Genomic DNA, 1,841 nt, shown 5'->3' with positions numbered 1-1,841 from the left:
TCCTTCCAGTCCGCACCGGCCGTAAAAGAGCCTGCCTGAACCGGGGTTTCACCCTCCAGCTTCAGCTCCTGGCCTCCCACGCGGTGCAACAGCGTCGCATCGGGACTGATCTTGTCCAGCACCGGCCTGGGCAGGCCCTGCACCTTGCGGGCCGAGGGGCCGTCCACGTCCAGCACGATCAGCTCGTTTTGCCCTTCCTTCAGCCATACACCCGGAATGAACAGCGTCTGCTGGGGGCCGATCTTCCAGAAGCGGCCCAGGTTGTGGCCGTTGAGCCATACCATGCCCTTGCCCCAGGTGCTCATGTCCAAAAAGGCATCGCCGGTTTTGGAAAGGCTAAAGGAGCCCTTGTACCAGGCCGGGCCCTGCACCGCCCCTTTGGTGAATTTGCGGGTTTTCTGGAATTCGTACTCCACGGGAAAGTTGTACACCTGCCAGCCCTTCAGCTCTTTTGAAGTAGTGCCTTCGGTAATCGTTACCTTTTCAGTAATGCCCTTGGGGTCCTTGATGGCCGGGCCGTAGTTGACCCGCCCGGTGGCTTCCACCAAAATATCCAGCTGGGCACCTGCAGCGGTGGGGGGAAGCACTACCGTGCTGTCGCCGCGGCGGCGGTCCAGCTTGCCTACCGGTTTGCCGTTGACAAATACCGTTGCCCAGTCATGGACCTCGGTAATGACCATCCGGCGCTTTTGCCTGGAGGCCGGCAATTGGGTGCGGTACAGGATACGGCCCCAGCCCTGGTCAAAAGCTTCCATGGGCCGAATGTCTTCGGTTTGATTGGCCTGGGGCAGGTTTGAAAACAGCGGTGCCACTTCCTTCAGTTCAAAGGAGGGGATGGTAATTACCGGCAGGGGCTTCGGCGCCTCGGGCAGCACCTCTCCTTCCTGCAAATAGTTCTTCAGCAGGTCGCGGACGGCATAGAACTTATCGGTGGGACTGCCCTGCTCGTCGATGGGGGCATTGTAATCATAGGAGGTGGCCATGGGCGAGTACGGGCCGGCATTGGCGCCGCCCCACTGGCCGAAGGAGGTGCCGCCATGGGCCATGTACAGGCTGAAGGATACCCTGCGGTCCATCATGTCCTTGAGGCTGCCGATGAACGAACTGATGGAGCGGGTTTCGTGGGGCTTGCCCCAGTGGTCGAACCAGCCCGTCCAGTACTCGCTGCACATCAGGGGCGCATTGGGATGTTGCTCCTTGAAGGTCTTGAACTGGTTGTCGATGTTGGAACCGGCGCCGAAGTTCAGCGTGGTGGCCACCCCGTCCAGGGAATAGCGGTTGAAGTTGGAGGACCAGTCGCAGCGGAAGAGCTGCACCTTGTCAAAGCCGGCCTCGCGGACAGCGTCGCGGATGTCGGCCATGTAGGCGCCATCGGAGCCGTAGGTAGCGTATTCGTTCTCCACCTGCACCATAATAATATTGCCGCCGTTCTGGATCTGCAGGGGCGCGAGCTGCCCCGCGGCCTCTTTGAAGAACAGGCGGGTGCGCTCCATATAATTTTTGTCGTTGCGGTCGCGGATGGACAGGTCCTTGTTTTTGAGCAGCCACCAGGGCAGTCCGCCCATTTCCCACTCGGCGCAGACATAGGGGCCGGGGCGGACGATGCAGTACATGCCGGCTTTCTGCACCAGGCGTACGAATTCGGCCACGTCGTTGTTGCCGGTAAAGTCGAACTGGCCGGGACGGGGTTCGTGCAGGTTCCAGAACAGGTAGATGCAGACGGTGTTCATGCCCATGGCCTTGCACATCTGGATGCGGTGTTCCCAGTATTCGCGGGGAATGCGGGGGTAGTGCAGTTCGGCGGCACGGATGACGAAGGGCTTGCCGTTGAGGACAAATTC

At 60.5% G+C, this 1,841-nt stretch carries 1 protein-coding gene; it reads right to left on the bottom strand.

The features are described 5' to 3' along the window. A partial coding sequence (locus V9K67_RS26930; RefSeq protein WP_336728213.1) for a glycoside hydrolase family 35 protein occupies positions 1–1,841 on the bottom strand: 1,841 nt, incomplete at both ends.

It is taken from the genome of Huijunlia imazamoxiresistens, assembly GCF_037132455.1.
Lineage (GTDB): Bacteria > Bacteroidota > Bacteroidia > Chitinophagales > Chitinophagaceae > Flavisolibacter > Flavisolibacter imazamoxiresistens.
Note: the sequence above shows the minus strand (reverse complement) of the source record. Positions and strands in the feature narration are given on the sequence as shown.